The following is a 14,786-nucleotide window of genomic DNA, read 5'->3' on the forward strand; positions in this document are numbered from 1 at the left end:
TCTCCGGGTCAGCGCACCCAGTTCTTCAGCGGCTCGGTGTCCAGCACGATCCCGACCGGCTCGGGCAGCGCGACCTCCTTGCCGAAGGGCAGCGTCTGCACGGTCTCGTACCGTCCCCCGTCCGGACGGCTGTGCACCTTGACCTCGCAGGTGTCCCGGTCGATCAGCAGATACACCGGGATGCCGGTCCCGGCATACGCCCGGGGCTTGTCGACGCGGTCGCGCCGGTCGGTGTCCGAGTCGTACGAGGTGACCTCGACGACCATGAGGACGGGGGCGGGGTCGGCCCATTCGCCCTGGCCCACGAAGGCATCAGCCGGGGCCAGTGAGCCGTCCGGCCGGGCACGGCCGCCCCGGTACGCCTCGACCACCAGTCCCTGTGTCGGATCCAGCCACAGGTCGGGTCGGTGCTGCATGCAGATTCGCGTCAGCCATTGGATGACGCGTCCGTGGTCGCCGTCGGGCACGGCCCTCCCCCCAAGATGTCCGTTGATGAACTCGAGCCGCGCGCCTTCTATGCTCCGGTCGGCATGGCGGGCGAGTTCCTCGAACTCGGTGACGAGCATCTGCGGCCTGTCGGCGGTCACGGTTACTAGGCTCCTCCGGATCTGCGGGGGTCCACACCCTCAGCGTAGGGGAGATCCGGCCGGTCAGGGGCGGCGCCAGATGAGGGAGTAGCGCCAGAAGAGACGCCGCCGCAGCCGGGCTCCGGGCAGAACCGCGCGTGCCGCTTCGACGATGCCGGAGAACGCCATGTCGGCCGGCCGGGTCCGGGCGGTCATCGAGGCCGGGCGGGGTGCGGCCCGGCCCCTGTTCTTGAGCCACCCGAGGGCGGCGTTCGGGAGGACGGCGGCCGCGCCGAGCAGGTGGTCCGTGGCGGTCCGCGGCCGGTAGAGGCCGAGGACGACCAGGGTGCCGCCGGGAGCGAGGCGGCTGCGGAAGGTGTCCAGGGCCTCGGTGAACGGCAGGTGGTGGAGGGTGGCGACGCAGGTGATGACGTCGTGGGGTCCGGCGGGGAGGTCCGTCAGGGCGTCGGCGACGGCGAAGGAGGCCGCCGTCGGCTCGGGAGTCAGCGCGCGCGCCTGTGCGGTGATCGCCGGATCCGAATCGACGCCGCGGACCTCGTCGGCCCGGGTGGCGAGCAGGCGGGCCAGGTCACCGGTGCCGGAACCGACGTCCAGCGCGCTGCCGAACCGGCGAGGGAGCTGCCGCAGGATCCAGCGGTGGTAGTGGGCGTTGTGGTCCCAGGGGTGAGCGGCGTTGAACCGGTCGAGCGCCTGAGCGAGGCGGTGCGGGGTCAAGCCGGCCAACGTCATGCTGTCCTCCGACGGCTAGGTGCTCTTGGTGCAGCAGGATGCTCGAACCCGGCGAAGGATTCCTGCACGGCCTCGGAACAGGAGCGGGCGCCGACCGCACGCCGGCCCCGCCGGGCACCCTTTCTGCCTTCTTCGCGCAGCCTGAGAGCGCACAGCCGCTGTCGCCGCGCGTGCCGAGCCCGGGCGTGAGGAAGGCTAGCGAGGTGTCGCGAGTACGTTCCGGAGTACGTCTTCGAGCGTGACGCGGGCCAGCTCGTGCCGCACGGTCTCCTCGATGCCCTCGTAGATGTCCTGCATCGCCGGCTGGATGCCGTGACCCACCACGCATCCCTGGTCCGGGGTGGTGCGGTGCATCGCGAACAGGGGGCCGGGTTCCACTGCCTCGTACACGTCGAGCAGGGTCATCGACCCCGGCTCGCGCGCCAGCGACCAGCCCGCGCCCACACCCCGTCGGGACTCCACGAGCCCGGCCCTGCGCAGCTCGCCGAGCAGCCGTCTGATCACCACGGGGTTGGTGTTCGCGCTGGCCGCGATCTGCTCGGAGGTGGCGACCTCGTGGCCCTGGCGCTGGTAGAGACCGATCCAGGCCAGCGCGTGGGCGGCGATGGTCAGCCTGCTGTTGGCGCTCATGAGTCCCTCCTCCCGGCCGCAACGCTTCATGTTACGACAGTGCAGTCGTAACAACGAAGGTTGCGACAAGCTGTCGTAACAATTAGTGTTGCGACTATCTGAAGGGTCGATCAACGAGGTGGGACGAATGGGCAAGTCACTCACGGGCAAGATCGCCGTGGTCACTGGGGGCAGCACCGGCATCGGGTTCGCGACCGCACGCGCGTTCCGCGACGAGGGCGCCGAGGTCTTCATCACCGGTCGCCGCAAGGACGCGCTCGAGGCCGCGACCGCCGAGCTCGGACCTGCCGTGACCGGCGTGGTCTGTGATGTCTCCGTGCCCGCGGACCTCGACGCGTTCTACGGCACGGTGCGCGACCGGGCCGGCCGCATCGACGTGCTGGTCGCCAATGCAGGCATCGGCACCGTGGCTGCGTTCGGGGAGGTGACGGAGGAGCTGATCGACTCGATGTTCGCCGTCAACGTCAAGGGAACGATCTTCACCCTGCAGCAGGCGCTGCCGCTGCTCAGCTCCAACGCTTCGGTGATCCTGACGGGTTCGACCGCCTCGACACGGCCCACCCAGGGACTCGAGGTCTACGGGGCGTCGAAGGCCGCCATCCGCAACCTCGCCCGTGGCTGGGCCCTCAGCTCGCGCACGCACGGCTTCCGGGTCAACGTCGTGTCCCCGGGCGCGACGCGCACCCCTGGTCTGCTGGAGCTGCTCCCGCCCGAGGCTCTCCAGCAGGCCGAAGGCGAGGTCCCGCTCGGCCGGCTCGCCGAACCCGAAGAGATCGCCGCCCTGACGACGTTCCTCGCCTCGGACGCGTCGAGTTACGTCAATGGTGCCGAGTTCTTCGCCGACGGTGGCTACGCGCAGGTGTGACACCCGTCAGCCGCGTTCGGTCACGGCGGCCGGACTCGTATCGCGGCGCCGTCACACGTACCGCAGCTCCCCCGGACGCACCGAGCGGCCCAGCAGGGGCAGGGCCGTCGCCGTCGCGAGCAGGCAGGACGCGTACACCGCCGGGGCGACCAGGAGGGCCGTCCACGGGAGGGAGCCGTCGCCGGTGAGGGAGGAGTACCAGATGCCGATCGCCAGGCCGCTGGCGCCCGCCAGCAGCAGGGCGGGGGCCAGGGGGAGGGCGGTCTCCAGGAGGAGGGCGCGGTTCAGGACCGTGCGGGGGACCCCGGCGGCGACCTGGGCGGCCAGGGTCCGGCGGCGGGTGGTCAGGGACTCGGCGGTGCCCACGGCGAGGCCGGACAGGGCGATCGCCAGCGCGACGAGGACGGCCGCGCCGGTCAGGTCCAGGCCGGTGCCGTAGTACGCCATGTCGGCGGCGCGGTACTGCGGAGCCGTGGCGCGCAGGTCGGTGAGCATGGCGTGCCGGACGCAGAGGAAGGCCGTGCCGGCGACCGTCACCAGCAGGACCGCGGCATGGGTCCGGGCCGGGGCCCACGGATCGTCGCGCAGCCGCTCGGCCGCGAGGAGCGGCGCCGCCGTGCGGGCCCGCACGGCGAGCAGGCCCCCCGTGCACCGGGCCGTGGCACCGGCCAGCCACACCACACCCGCGCCTAGCGCGACCACGAAGCAGAAGACGGTCAACGGGGTGCCCCAGTCGAAGCGGTTGCCCGCGACATGCCTCTCGCCCAGGGCGAGCGGTGCCACTGCCACCAGGACCGCCAGGCCGCTCAGGAACAGCAGCCCCGGTCCCCGGCCCGACCGCCCGGCCACCCGGCGCACCCGGCCCAGCGGCGAGGCCACCACCCGGCGCAGTGCCACCGCACCCGCCACCGCGCCCAGCGCCGGGACGCCGACCGCGACCAGTACGAAGCCCAGCCAGGTCACGGCGGTCGGACTGCTCCACAGGCGCAGGACGAACAGGGTGGAGAAGACCGTCGCCACCGCCGATCCCAGCAGACACGCCAGCCCGGTCTCCAGCGCGGCGATCCGGCGCACCTGCCACGGGGCCGCTCCGGCCAGCCGCAGCCCGGCCAGCCGCCGGTCACGGTGCACGGCACCGATCCGCGCGCACTGGCCGAGGAAGGCCAGCACCGGCACCAGCAGCAGGAGCAGGCCGCTGATGACCCCGCCGCGGGTACCGGAACCGGACAGGAGTCCGTGGAAGTGGGAGACGGAGTAGCCGGCCGGGACCGACGCGAGCGTGACCGCCCCCAGGGCGAAGCCCGTCGCCGCCGCCGCGCCCGCCGCCGTCAGCGCGATCCGCCACCACTCCCGGCGGTCCGAGCCGTGCACGAGCTGCCGGGCCAGCCGGAGGTCGGAGGTCAGCGTGCTCACGCCGTCACCTCCAGCGGGGACACGGCGCCGTCCCGCAGCCGGACCTCGCGGTCCGCGTACGCGGCCACCTGGGCGTCGTGCGTGACCAGCAGCACCGCGGTGCCCGACTCCCGGGCCGTGTGCGCCAGTGCCGTCATCACCTGCTCGGTCGCCAGCGAGTCCAGCGCGCCGGTCGGCTCGTCCGCGAACACCGCCTTCGGCCCGGTGACCAGCGCGCGGGCCAGCGCCGCCCGCTGTGCCTGCCCGCCGCTCATCCCGCCCGGCCGCAGCTCCTCCTGCCCGCGCACCCCGAACCGCTCCAGCCACTCCCCGGCCCGCGCCCGGGCCTCGGCGCGGGCGGTGCCGGCCAGCAGCAGCGGCAGCGCCACGTTGTCCAGCGCCGTCAGCTCCGGGATCAGCTGCCCGAACTGGAAGACCACGCCGAAGTCGGTGCGGCGCAGCTCGCTCAGCCGCTTCTCCGGCAGTTCCTCGAGGCGCAGGCCGGTGTACGTCACCGAACCGGAGTCCGGCCGGACGATCCCGGCCAGGCAGTGCAGCAGCGTCGACTTCCCGCTGCCGCTGGCCCCGGTGACGGCCAGGATCTCCCCGGACCGCAGTTCGAGGGAGGCGCCGCGCAGGGCCTCGGTCCTGCCGTGCGCCTTCGTCAGTGCGCGGGCCGTCAGCAGCGGCGGCTCCGCGCTCCCGTGCGCGGCCGTACCCGTGTGCGTGTCCCCGTGTGTCATGCCGTACGGACCTCCGTGGTGAGGGTGGTGAGCCGGGCCGCCGTGGTGGTCATCCAGCGGAGGTCGGCGTCGAGGTGGCTGAGGGCGTAGTCGGCCGAGAGCACGGACGTCAGGTCCGCGCCCGGGACCGTCTTGAGTGCCGTGAGCTCCCGCATCCGGCCCATGTGCGCGGCACGCTGGGCCAGCAGATAGGCGCCCGCGTCGCCGCCGGTGAGGATCGAGACGACGACCTTGGCGAAGATCTCGTTCGTCACGAAGGGCGCGGGCGGTGCTATCTCGACCGCCCAGCGCTCCAGTTCGCGCGCTCCCTCGTCCGTGGCGCGGTACGCGGTCCGCTCCGGGCCGCCGTCCGACGCGGTGCCGTCGACCTCGGCGAGCCCGTCCCGGACCAGGCGCTGCAACGTCGTGTAGACCTGCCCGTACGCCAGCGGGCGGGCCTGGGGGAAGCGTTCGTCGTGCCGCCGCTTGAGGTCGTAGCCGTGGCTCGGCCCCGAAGCGAGCAGCCCCAGGAGGATGTGACGGGTGCTCATGAGGAGCAGTATTCACTGAGTACATGTACTGAGTGAATAGCTGAGGAGGATCGGGTGGCGAGCGGCGTGCGTACAGCGACCGGTTTGGGCGATCCGCGCTCGGGTTAGGTGACTTTTTGGCCGGTTCTGCGTGGATCCAGGAGGGGGTGGATGTGACCAGGGCCACGTTGGCGGTATTGGGGCGTCTGTCCTCGCCCGGACTGGGTAGGGGCTGCCGTAACTCGCCACAAGCGAGCGCGACACACCGCCCGACCCGGAGCCCGATGACGGGCCTGTTCCACCGTCCGACCCAGAGCCTGATCCAAAGGAGACCCCCGTGGCTGCACTGGCGCCCCTTCTGCTGCCGGCCCCTTCCAAACCCGTGGCGGAGCCGTCCACCCCCTGGGCGGAGCCCTCCGCCGCCTCCGAGACCCCGCACTACTGCGTCTTCGGTGCCACCGGCAGCTGCGCCGAGACCCCGCTGACCAGCGAACCGCCGCTGCCCGACGCCGAACCCCTCACCAGCGAGTCGCCGTTCGCCGACGCCGTACCGCTGACCAGCGAGTCCTCGCCCGAACTCACGGCCGACGTGCCGGAGCAGGGCGGCCCCTCCTTCGCCGTCCCCGTCCCGGAACCCACGAGGTCGTAGAGGAAGCAGATGCCCGCAGCGCAGCCGGCCGAGCCCCCCACCGAGGACCTTCCCGAGGATCTGACCAGGCTCGCCGCCCTGCACGGCGTCGCCACCTCCTACCGCCCCTCCCCGGACCGCACCGTCCGGGCCTCGGCCACCGCCGTCACCCTCGCGCTGGCCGCCCTCGGCGTGGACACGGGCAGCCCCGGCGCCGTACGGGCCGCGCTCACCGCCCGCGGGACCGAGCTGCGCGAGCGGCTGCTGCCGCCCACCGTCGTCCGCTGGGACGGCGGGGGCACCCCGGCCGCGCTGGCCGCCCTGCCGCCGGGCACCCGGCTGCGCGTCGACACCGAGCGGGGCGAACGCCACGACGGCGCCGACGGGGTGCCGCACGGGGTCCACCGGCTGACCGCCACCGCGCCCGACGGCCGGACCGCCGTGGCCCACCTGATCGTCGCGCCCGCCCGGCTGCCCACCCCCGCCGCGCGCTCCCACGGGCTCCTCGTCCAGCTCTACTCCCTCCTCTCCCACCGTTCCTGGGGCATGGGCGACCTCGGCGACCTCGGCGAACTCGCCGCCTGGGCCGGACGCGCCCTCGGCGCCGGATTCGTCCAGGTCAACCCGCTGCACGCGGCCGTGCCCGGCGCCCCCACCGACCCCTCCCCGTACCGGCCCTCCTCGCGCCGCTTCCCCGACCCCGTGCACCTGCGGATCGAGGACGTGCCCGAGTTCGCGTACGTCCCCGACCCCGAGCGCGTCCGCGCCCTGCGGGAACGGGCCGGACGGCTGCGCGAGGGCGTACTGGAGAAGGACGCCCTCATCGACCGGGACGCCGTGTGGGAGCTGAAGCGCGAGGCCCTGGAGCTGCTCCACGAGGTCCCCCTCGGCCCCGGCCGCCGCGCCGCCTACTGCGACTACCTCGCCGAACAGGGCACCGCCCTGGAGGACCACGCCACCTGGTGCGCCCTCGCCGAGGTCCACGGCTCCGACTGGCACCAGTGGCCCGAGGGCCTGCGCGACCCCCGCTCGGCCGCGACCGACCGCGCCCGCGGCGAGCTGATGGACCGCGTCGACTTTCACTCCCGGCTCACCTGGCTCACCGACACCCAGCTGGCCGACGCCCAGCGCACCGCCCGCGAGGCCGGCATGCCGCTGGGGATCGTCCACGACCTCGCCGTCGGCGTGCACCCCCGCGGCGCCGACTCCTGGGCGCAGCAGGCCCACTTCGCCGCCGGCATGTCGGTGGGAGCGCCGCCGGACGCCTTCAACGCCCGCGGCCAGGACTGGGGGCTGCCGCCCTGGCGCCCCGACCGCCTGGCCGACTCCGGGTACGCGCCGTTCCGGGAACTGCTGCGCGGCCTGTTCCGCTGTGCCGGGGCGTTGCGCGTCGACCACGTCATGGGCCTGTTCCGGCTCTGGTGGGTGCCCGAGGGCCACCCGCCCACCGAGGGCACCTACGTCCACTACGACGCGGAGGCCATGCTCGCCGTCCTCGTCCTGGAGGCGGGCCGGGCCGGTGCCGTCGTCATCGGCGAGGACCTGGGCACCGTGGAGCCCGGCGTGCGCGAGGCGCTGCGCGAGCGCGGGGTGCTGGGCACCTCGGTGCTGTGGTTCGAACGGGACTGGACCGGCGACGGCAGCCCCCTGCCGCCCGAGCGGTGGCGCGCCGACTGCCTGGCCACCGCCACCACCCACGACCTGCCGTCCACCGCCGCCCGCCTCACCGGCGAGCACGTCGAGCTCCGCGACCGCCTCGGCCTGCTCACCCACCCGCTGGAGGAGGAACGCGCCGCGGCCGCGACGGACACCGCGGAATGGCTGGACGTCCTGGCCCGGCTCGGGCTGCTGCACGGGACCGGCGGCGACACCGGCACCCCGGCCGAGGAGGCCGGGATCCAGGCCGTGCACCGCTTCCTGCTGCGCACCCCCGCCCGCATGGTCGGCATCTGGCTCCCGGACACCGTCGGCGACCGCCGCCCCCAGAACCTCCCCGGCACCTGGGACCAGTACCCGAACTGGCGCCTGCCCCTCGCCGACGCCGAGGGCCGCCCGGTGACCCTGGAGGACCTCGCCGCCTCGCCCCGCCTGCACGCCCTCATCGACGTGGTGCGGGAACGCGGCGGCGACCGGGACGGTTGAGCGGGGCGTCCGCCGGACGTCCGCGGGCCCGTACGGGCACCCCGGGCGCGCGGGCGCCGGGAGCATTCGCTAACTTGGCACCGTGGACAAGAAGAACGCCCTGCGCGCCGGCGCCCTGGCAGCCGGTACGACGCTGATGATGCTGCTCATGTCGTCCCCCGCGCTCGCGCTGACCCGCGACGACGGCGACGACCCCGGCACCGGCCTGAGCGTCGTCGAGACGCTGGGCCTCTACGTCCTGGCCCCGATCGCGCTGTTCGTGATCATCGCGGGCCTGATCATGGTCCTGGACCGGTCGCACCCGGACCACCTGGTGAAGACCCCCGGCGCCAAGGCCAAGTCCAAGGGCAAGGTCAAGGCCGGCGCGAAGGCCTGACCTCCCGCCCGGCCCCCACCCAGGCTTCCCCGAGGGCGCCGCCCCCGCCGCACGTACGCGCGTCAGCCGTACGCCGACGGGGACGGTGCCCTCGGGCGTTTCCGGCGCTGCCGAGGACGGGCCGGGGCCTACCTCTCGGTGCCGGCGAGGAGGTCCCGCAGCAGGCCGGCCAGGAGAGCGGCCCGCTCCGGGTCCAGGGAGGCCAGGGCCTCGGTCTGGGCGGTGAGGCCCGCGCCGACCGCCTCGTCGATCAGCTCCAGGCCCCGGTCGGTGAGCGTGACCTGAAGTCCCCGGCGGTCGTGCGGGTCGGGGGAGCGGCGCAGCAGGCCCGCACGCTCCAGCTTGTCCAGCCGGCCGGTCATGCCGCCGGTGGTGAGCATCAGCGTGGCCGAGAGCTGCCGCGGGGAGAGCGTGTACGGCTCGCCGGACCGGCGCAGGGTGGCCAGGGCGTCGAACTCCCCGCGCGAGATGCCGAAGCGCGCGTACGCCTGCTCCATCCGGTCGCCCATCGCGCGCGCCAGCCGGAAGACCCGGCCGAACACCTCCATGCCGGCCGTGTCGAGGTCGGGCCGCACCTCCGCCCACTGGCCGATGATCACGTCGACGGGGTCCTCGGGGGCCTCGGGGTGCTCAGTCATGCGACGAGTATCGCCGCCGGCGGTCCGCTCCTCGCGCCGCTCGCCCTCCTCGTCGAGGGCGCCCCGCGCGGGCGAACGGCCGCGCCGGCCGCACCTTTCAGTTCTGCTTCAAAGAACGGTCGCGAAGATTCGATGGACCTGACGGGTCCGGCCCTGCGACGGTAGGTCCGCCAGACCTCCGACCAGGGAAGGACCTTCGTGGCCACAGCCGCCCGCCGGACCACCGTCCAAAGCAGCACCGGTCGGACACCCGCCCCGGCGGCGCGGCCGACGGCGCCCGCCGCCCTCGGTCTCGCGCTCGCCGTGGTCGCCACCGTCGTCTGGTCCGGCAGCTTCGTCACCTCGCGGGCCCTCGGCGACAGCGTGCCGCCCGTCCAGCACGCGTTCTGGCGCTGGGTGGTGGCCCTCGCCGTCGTCGCCCCCTTCGGCGCCCGGCGGGCCTGGCGGCAGCGCGCGCTGATCCGGCGCCACCTCGGCTTCGTGGTCCTCGCCTCCCTGCTCGGCGTGACCGTCTACAACACCCTCGTCAACCAGGCCGGCGTCACCACCCCCGCCGCCAACATGGGCATGATCATGGCGGCGTCCCCGGTGCTCATGGCCCTGTACGAGCGGGCGGGCGGCGTCCGGCTCGGCGCCCGCCGGATCGCCGGGCTGGCCGTCGCCTGCGCGGGCGTCCTGCTGCTCGTCGGAGGCGACGGGGCGTCCTTCTCGGCCGGCGACCTGTGGATGATCGCCGCCGCCTGCTGCTTCGGGTCGTACAGCGCGCTGCTGCGCCGCAGGCCCGAGGGGCTGGACGGGGCCGGGTTCCTGTTCACCACGTTCCTCGTCGGCACGGTCCTGCTGCTGCCCGCCCAAGGCGTCAGCCTCGCCGTCCAGGGCGGCTTCCGGCCGACGGCGGGCACCGTCTGGCCGCTGCTGTACGTCGGCGTCGCCTCCTCCGCCGTCGCCTTCTTCGCCTGGAACAAGGCGGTCTCCCTGATCGGCCCCTCCCGCGCCGGGGTCGTCTACTACCTCCAGCCGGTGTGCGTAGCCCTGCTGTCCTGGGCCCTGCTCGCCGAGCCGACCGGCTGGGCGCAGGCGGGCTGCATGGCGCTGATCCTCGGCGGCGTCGTCCTCGGCGCGGGGGCCCGCCGGTAGGCCGCGCGGCGCGCCGGTAGGTTGCCGTCATGGCCGACTGGGACATCCGCAAGCTGCAGATCCTGCGGACGCTGCGCGAGAGGGGCACGGTGACCGCGACGGCCGAGGCGCTGCACATGACGCCGTCCGCCGTCTCCCAGCAGCTGACCAACCTCTCCAGACAGCTCGGCGTGGAACTGCTCCAGGCGCACGGCAGAAGGGTCCGGCTGACGGACGCGGCCCGGCTGGTGCTGCGGCACGCCGAGGCGGTGTTCGAGCAACTGGAGCGCGCCGACGCCGAGCTGGCGGCACACATCCGGGGCGAGGCCGGCGAGGTGCGGGTCGGCGCCTTCTCCACCGCCGTGCCCGCCCTCGTCGTACCGGCGGTCACCGCCCTGCGCGGCACGCACCCGGGGGTCGCGGTGCGGGTGCGGGAGGCCGAGGCGCAGGAGGCGTACGAGCTGCTGGCCGCCGGGGAGGTGGACCTCGCGCTGTCGCTGGCCGCGCAGGCGCCGAGCGCCGTCGACCCGCGCTTCACCCGTGTCCCGCTGCTCGCCGACCCGCTGGACGTCGCCCTGCCCGGCGACCACCCGCTGGCCCGCGCGGAGCGGCTGCGGCTGGCCGACCTCGCCGCCGAGCCGTGGATCTTCGGCGGCAGCGGCCCCTGGTCCGACATCACGCGCGGCGCCTGCGAGGCCGCCGGGTTCCGGCCCCACCAGGGGCACGCGGCGGCCGGCTGGCCGGCCATCCTCGCCATGGTCGAGGCGGGCATGGGCGTCGCCCTGGTCCCGCGCATGGCGGCCGTGCCCCGCGACGGGGTGGTGATGCGCGAGCCGCACGCCGACCGCCCCGTCCGGCACGTCGTCGCGGCCGTGCGCAAGGGCGCGGAGGAGGCCCCCGTGATCGCCACCGTCCTGACGGCCCTGCGGGCGGCGGCGGAGGGGCGCGCCGACTGAAGTCGCACCGGGGCCCGGTACGGGTGCCCGCCGGGGCGTTCGGACCCGTGCCGGGTGCGGGTGGTTCGCGAGGGTCTGCCCGGCGCCTTGCAAGGAGGCGTGAGGACCTGCCCGGATGGGCGCGGGGCTGCTTCGACGTGCGGCTCCGCCGCGTGCGCGCGACCAGCCGCAACGGTGCGGGGCCGGCCATGGTGCTGCGGGCGGCGGACGGGGGCGTCCGTGAACACGCGCTCCCGGGCACACGCCTCCTGAGCACGCGCAGAGGGGGCGCCCCGTGTGACACCGGGCGCCCCCTCGTACGTACCGACCGCCTACTCGGCCGCCGCCGCGTCCGCCGCCTGGGCCTTCAGCGCACGCTCGACGCCGGAGCGGGACTCCGAGACCAGCCGGCGCAGGGCCGCGTTCGGCTCCGCGGAGGCCAGCCAGGCGTCCGTGCGGTCCAGGGTCTCCTGGGAGACCTGCACCGCCGGGTACAGGCCGACCGCGATCTGCTGGGCCATCTCGTGCGAACGGGAGCCCCAGACGTCCTTCAGCGCCTCGAAGTACCGCTCCGTGTACGCCGCCAGCAGCTCGCGCTGGTCGGTCTGGACGAAGCCGGCGATGACCGCCTCCTGGACGGCGTTCGGCAGCTTGTCGGACTCCACGACCGACTCCCAGGCCTCCGCCTTGGCCGCCTCGGTCGGGCGGGCCGCCCGCGCGGTGGCCGCGTGCCGCTCACCGGCGGCGGTCTTGTCCCGCTCGTACTCGGCCGCGATCTCCGACCCGCCGAACCGGCCCACGGCCGCGAGGCGCTGCACGAACGCCCAGCGCAGCTCGGTGTCGACGGCCAGACCCTCGACGGTCTTCGTGCCGTCGAGCAGTGCGTCGAGGAGGTCCAGCTGCTCCGGGGTCCTGGCCGTCGCCGCGAACGCCCGCGCCCACGCCAGCTGGTGGTCGCTGCCCGCCTCGGCGGCCCGCAGGTGCGCCAGCGTGGCCTCGGTCCAGCGGGTCAGCAGCGCCTCGCGGGCGGTCGGGGCGGCGTACTGGTCGATGGCCAGCTTCACCTGGCGGTGCAGCGACTGCACGACACCGATGTCGGACTCCTTGCCGATGCCCGACAGCACCAGCGACAGGTAGTCGCGGGTCGGCAGCTCCGCGTCCCGGGTCATGTCCCACGCCGACGCCCAGCACAGGGCCCGGGGGAGGGACTCCGTGAAGTCGCCCAGGTGCTCGGTGACCACGGCCAGCGACTGCTCGTCCAGGCGGACCTTCGCGTACGACAGGTCGTCGTCGTTGAGCAGCAGCACCGCCGGACGGGCCTTGCCGACCAGCTGCGGCACGGCCGTCAGCTCGCCGTCCACGTCCAGCTCGACCCGGTCGCCGCGCACCAGCTTGCCGGCGCCGTCGAGGTCGTAGGCGCCGATCGCGATGCGGTGCGGGCGGAGGGTGGGCTCGCCCTTGGCGCCGGCCGGAAGCGCCGGGGCCTCCTGGCGGATCGCGAAAGCGGTGATGACACCGTCGGCGTCGGTCTCGATCTCCGGGCGCAGCACGTTGATGCCGGCCGTCTCCAGCCACGCCTTCGACCAGGTCTTCAGGTCGCGGCCGGAGGTCTCCTCCAGCGCGCCCAGCAGGTCGGACAGGCGGGTGTTGCCGAACGCGTGCCGCTTGAAGTACGCCTGCACGCCCTTGAAGAACGCCTCTTCACCGACGTACGCGACGAGCTGCTTGAGGACGCTGGCGCCCTTGGCGTACGTGATGCCGTCGAAGTTGACGAGCACGTCGTCCAGGTCGCTGATGTCCGCCATGATCGGGTGTGTGGACGGCAGCTGGTCCTGCCGGTACGCCCAGGTCTTCATCTGGTTGGCGAACGTCGTCCACGAGTGCGGCCACTTCGAGCCCGGCGCGTCGGCCTGGCAGGCGGCCTCGGCGAAGGTGGCGAACGACTCGTTCAGCCACAGGTCGTTCCACCACTCCATGGTGACCAGGTCGCCGAACCACATGTGCGCCAGCTCGTGCAGGATCGTCGCCGCCCGCACCTCGTACGCGGCGTCCGTCACCTTCGAGCGGAAGACGTACTGGTCGCGGATGGTCACCGCACCCGCGTTCTCCATCGCGCCCGCGTTGAACTCCGGCACGAAGAGCTGGTCGTACTTCTTGAACGGGTACGGGTAGTCGAACTTCTCCTGGAACCAGTCGAAGCCCTGCCGGGTGACCTCGAAGATCGCGTCCGCGTCGAGGTGCTCGGCCAGCGAGGGACGGCAGTAGATGCCGAGCGGCACGGACTGGCCGTCCTTCTCGTACACGCTGTGCACCGAGTGGTACGGGCCGACGATCAGCGCCGTGATGTACGACGAGATGCGCGGGGTCGGCTCGAACTCCCAGACGTTGTCCTTCGGCTCGGGCGTCGGCGAGTTGGAGACGACCGTCCAGCCCTCGGGGGCCTTCACGGTGAACTGGAACGTCGCCTTCAGGTCCGGCTGCTCGAAGCTCGCGAAGACCCGGCGCGCGTCCGGCACCTCGAACTGGGTGTACAGGTACGCCTGGTCGTCCACCGGGTCGACGAACCGGTGCAGGCCCTCGCCGGTGTTGGTGTACGCGCAGTCCGCGACCACGCGCAGGATGTTGCGTCCCGGCAGCAGCCCCGCGAGGGCGATGCGGGAGTCCTGGAACACCTCGGCGGCGTCGAGGGCGTCGCCGTTCAGCGTCACCTCGTGGACCGTCGGCGCGACCAGGTCGATGAAGGACTCGCCGCCGCCCTCGGCGACGTCGAAGCGCACCGTGGTCACGGACCGGTAGGTGCCGCCCTCCTGCGCGCCGGTGAGGTCGAGATCGATCTCGTACGAGTCAACGGTCAGCAGCGTCGCCCGCTGCCGCGCCTCTTCGCGAGTCAGGTTTGTGCCAGGCACGCGGTCATCTCCTCGTTATGTGTGGGTTGCGCCATCCTTCCACGTGGACCGCGCCCAACGCGATGTCCGTTTCCCGCCGGTACCCGGGCCTCCCGCGCGCGAGCCTGGACCGCATGAACGGCTACACCGCACATCCCGTCCCGCGGACCGCCCTCGAGGAACTCCGCGCCGCCGACGACGCGGGCCGCGTCCCCGCACCCGTGACCGACGACGAGGGCGGCGCACCCCTGCGCTGCTGCCTGCGCCGCAGCCGCGCGGGGGAGCGCATCGCCCTCGTCTCCTACGCCCCGCTGCGCCGCTGGGCGGCGGAAACGGGCGCCGACCCGGGCGCCTACGACGAGCAGGGGCCCGTCTTCATCCACGCCGAGGAGTGCGCGGGGCCGGACGGCGACGGCCTCGCGTTCACGAACGCGCACCGCACCGTCCGCCGCTACTCCGCCGACGGACGCATCCTGGGCGGACGCCTGGCCGGATCCGGCGACGACTTCGCGTCCGCCCTCCGGGAAGCGCTCGACGACCCGGCCGTGGCGTTCGTCCACGTCCGGGCCGTCGAGTACGGCTGCTTCCTCTACGAGGTCAGGCGGGGCTAG

General features: G+C 73.8%; 15 protein-coding genes. 7 read left to right on the forward strand and 8 right to left on the reverse strand.

From position 1 onward, the window contains the following. Positions 1-8 precede the first annotated feature (8 nt). The 3 genes from OHA99_RS24500 to OHA99_RS24510 all read right to left on the reverse strand — a co-directional run bounded on the left by OHA99_RS24500 (position 9) and on the right by OHA99_RS24510 (position 1,946). Positions 9-566 (reverse strand): Uma2 family endonuclease, encoded by a 558-nt coding sequence (locus tag OHA99_RS24500; protein WP_153181977.1) that lies wholly within the window; start codon positions 564-566, stop codon positions 9-11. Positions 567-650: 84 nt separating this feature from the next. Then, positions 651-1,316, reverse strand: coding sequence for a bifunctional 2-polyprenyl-6-hydroxyphenol methylase/3-demethylubiquinol 3-O-methyltransferase UbiG (locus OHA99_RS24505; RefSeq protein WP_153179830.1), 666 nt, complete (start codon positions 1,314-1,316; stop codon positions 651-653). A gap of 195 nt (positions 1,317-1,511) precedes the next feature. Further along, positions 1,512-1,946, reverse strand: coding sequence for an Rrf2 family transcriptional regulator (locus OHA99_RS24510; RefSeq protein WP_153179831.1), 435 nt, complete (start codon positions 1,944-1,946; stop codon positions 1,512-1,514). A gap of 127 nt (positions 1,947-2,073) precedes the next feature. On the opposite strand from OHA99_RS24510, the gene OHA99_RS24515 reads away from it, so the two are divergent. Beyond that, entirely contained in the window at positions 2,074-2,811 is a 738-nt protein-coding gene (locus OHA99_RS24515; RefSeq protein WP_153179832.1) for an SDR family NAD(P)-dependent oxidoreductase, read from the forward strand. A gap of 51 nt (positions 2,812-2,862) precedes the next feature. Here the strand turns inward: OHA99_RS24515 and OHA99_RS24520 are convergent, their stop codons facing one another. From OHA99_RS24520 to OHA99_RS24530, 3 genes are read right to left on the reverse strand one after another with little or no spacing between them, the layout of a single operon-like run. Further along, a complete protein-coding gene (locus tag OHA99_RS24520) occupies positions 2,863-4,224 on the reverse strand; it encodes an FtsX-like permease family protein (RefSeq protein ID WP_381499951.1) in 1,362 nt (453 codons plus the stop codon). After that, positions 4,221-4,946, reverse strand: coding sequence for an ABC transporter ATP-binding protein (locus tag OHA99_RS24525; RefSeq protein ID WP_153179834.1), 726 nt, complete (start codon positions 4,944-4,946; stop codon positions 4,221-4,223). The genes OHA99_RS24520 and OHA99_RS24525 overlap by 4 nt, the downstream gene beginning before the upstream one ends. Next, complete coding sequence (locus OHA99_RS24530; RefSeq protein WP_405697836.1) at positions 4,943-5,476, reverse strand: PadR family transcriptional regulator; 534 nt, start codon at positions 5,474-5,476, stop codon at positions 4,943-4,945. Before OHA99_RS24530 ends, OHA99_RS24525 begins: the two co-directional genes overlap by 4 nt. 316 nt (positions 5,477-5,792) lie before the next feature. On the opposite strand from OHA99_RS24530, the gene OHA99_RS24535 reads away from it, so the two are divergent. The 3 genes from OHA99_RS24535 (at position 5,793) to OHA99_RS24545 (ending at position 8,601) form a co-directional block, all read left to right on the forward strand. Then, positions 5,793-6,104, forward strand: a complete 312-nt coding sequence (locus OHA99_RS24535) for a hypothetical protein (protein WP_061444727.1) — start codon at positions 5,793-5,795, stop codon at positions 6,102-6,104. Positions 6,105-6,113: 9 nt separating this feature from the next. Next, positions 6,114-8,225: a 4-alpha-glucanotransferase gene (gene malQ, locus OHA99_RS24540; protein WP_405697838.1), complete on the forward strand. Its 2,112-nt coding sequence runs from the start codon at positions 6,114-6,116 to the stop codon at positions 8,223-8,225. Between the two features lie 82 nt (positions 8,226-8,307). Beyond that, the gene (locus tag OHA99_RS24545) at positions 8,308-8,601 is read left to right on the forward strand and encodes a hypothetical protein (protein WP_153179837.1); all 294 of its coding nucleotides are present in this window, start codon (positions 8,308-8,310) and stop codon (positions 8,599-8,601) included. Between the two features lie 128 nt (positions 8,602-8,729). On the opposite strand, the gene OHA99_RS24550 is transcribed toward OHA99_RS24545, so the two are convergent. After that, positions 8,730-9,239: a MarR family winged helix-turn-helix transcriptional regulator gene (locus OHA99_RS24550; RefSeq protein WP_405697840.1), complete on the reverse strand. Its 510-nt coding sequence runs from the start codon at positions 9,237-9,239 to the stop codon at positions 8,730-8,732. A gap of 198 nt (positions 9,240-9,437) precedes the next feature. On the opposite strand from OHA99_RS24550, the gene OHA99_RS24555 reads away from it, so the two are divergent. Both OHA99_RS24555 and OHA99_RS24560 read left to right on the forward strand, forming a co-directional pair. Then, positions 9,438-10,376, forward strand: coding sequence for a DMT family transporter (locus OHA99_RS24555; RefSeq protein ID WP_153179839.1), 939 nt, complete (start codon positions 9,438-9,440; stop codon positions 10,374-10,376). Positions 10,377-10,405: 29 nt separating this feature from the next. Continuing rightward, entirely contained in the window at positions 10,406-11,311 is a 906-nt protein-coding gene (locus OHA99_RS24560; RefSeq protein ID WP_405697842.1) for a LysR family transcriptional regulator, read from the forward strand. A 311-nt stretch (positions 11,312-11,622) separates the two neighbouring features. Here OHA99_RS24560 and pepN read toward each other — a convergent pair whose 3' ends face one another. Continuing rightward, positions 11,623-14,196 (reverse strand): aminopeptidase N, encoded by a 2,574-nt coding sequence (gene pepN, locus OHA99_RS24565; RefSeq protein ID WP_153179841.1) that lies wholly within the window; start codon positions 14,194-14,196, stop codon positions 11,623-11,625. A gap of 113 nt (positions 14,197-14,309) precedes the next feature. Here pepN and OHA99_RS24570 point away from each other — a divergent pair, with 113 nt between their 5' ends. Further along, positions 14,310-14,786, forward strand: a complete 477-nt coding sequence (locus tag OHA99_RS24570; protein ID WP_164384728.1) for a DUF1203 domain-containing protein — start codon at positions 14,310-14,312, stop codon at positions 14,784-14,786.

Origin of the sequence: Streptomyces coelicoflavus (assembly GCF_045041415.1) — a bacterium.
Lineage (GTDB): Bacteria > Actinomycetota > Actinomycetes > Streptomycetales > Streptomycetaceae > Streptomyces > Streptomyces coelicoflavus.

What these genes read in the sequence shown, in the direction of transcription:
- OHA99_RS24500 (WP_153181977.1), bottom strand. Translation starts at nt 566, where the DNA reads ATGCTCGTCACCGAGTTCGAGGAACTCGCCCGCCATGCCGACCGGAGC.
- OHA99_RS24505 (WP_153179830.1), bottom strand. Translation starts at nt 1,316, where the DNA reads ATGACGTTGGCCGGCTTGACCCCGCACCGCCTCGCTCAGGCGCTCGAC.
- OHA99_RS24510 (WP_153179831.1), bottom strand. Translation starts at nt 1,946, where the DNA reads ATGAGCGCCAACAGCAGGCTGACCATCGCCGCCCACGCGCTGGCCTGG.
- OHA99_RS24515 (WP_153179832.1), top strand. Translation starts at nt 2,074, where the DNA reads ATGGGCAAGTCACTCACGGGCAAGATCGCCGTGGTCACTGGGGGCAGC.
- OHA99_RS24525 (WP_153179834.1), bottom strand. Translation starts at nt 4,946, where the DNA reads ATGACACACGGGGACACGCACACGGGTACGGCCGCGCACGGGAGCGCG.
- OHA99_RS24530 (WP_405697836.1), bottom strand. Translation starts at nt 5,476, where the DNA reads ATGAGCACCCGTCACATCCTCCTGGGGCTGCTCGCTTCGGGGCCGAGC.
- malQ (WP_405697838.1), top strand. Translation starts at nt 6,114, where the DNA reads ATGCCCGCAGCGCAGCCGGCCGAGCCCCCCACCGAGGACCTTCCCGAG.
- OHA99_RS24550 (WP_405697840.1), bottom strand. Translation starts at nt 9,239, where the DNA reads ATGACTGAGCACCCCGAGGCCCCCGAGGACCCCGTCGACGTGATCATC.
- OHA99_RS24560 (WP_405697842.1), top strand. Translation starts at nt 10,406, where the DNA reads ATGGCCGACTGGGACATCCGCAAGCTGCAGATCCTGCGGACGCTGCGC.
- OHA99_RS24570 (WP_164384728.1), top strand. Translation starts at nt 14,310, where the DNA reads ATGAACGGCTACACCGCACATCCCGTCCCGCGGACCGCCCTCGAGGAA.